The sequence below is a fragment of the Pseudomonas sp. SIMBA_067 genome, assembly GCF_046534675.1.
In the GTDB taxonomy this organism is placed as follows: Bacteria; Pseudomonadota; Gammaproteobacteria; order Pseudomonadales; family Pseudomonadaceae; genus Aquipseudomonas; species Aquipseudomonas putida.
Window position 1 is genome coordinate 1 of record NZ_JAWRYH010000986.1, and the last position, 250, is coordinate 250.

Sequence of the window (250 nt, forward strand, 5' to 3'; positions counted from 1 at the left end):
GTGGTAGCGGCAACCCGTCAGCCCTGCGCTGTTGGGGTGGATGTCGAGCAGTTCATGTCGGAGACGACGGCGCATGAAACGGCTGAGTTGCTGATGAACGAGCAGGAACAGCACCTGTTACGGACGCTGCCCGTCTCTTTTTGCGCTGCCGCTACCCTGCTCTTCTCCCTCAAAGAGAGCGTTTTTAAAGCCATCTGGCCGCAACTGCTTCAGCCGATGGACTTTCCGGATGCGGAACTGGTGTCGGTAG

Annotated in this window: 1 protein-coding gene; it reads left to right on the plus strand. The window is 58.4% G+C overall.

All coding sequences use genetic code 11. The features are described 5' to 3' along the window. Positions 1-54: 54 nt before the first annotated feature. The coding region (locus SB765_RS32175; protein ID WP_410932835.1) for a 4'-phosphopantetheinyl transferase superfamily protein at positions 55-250 on the plus strand (196 nt) is incomplete at its 3' end.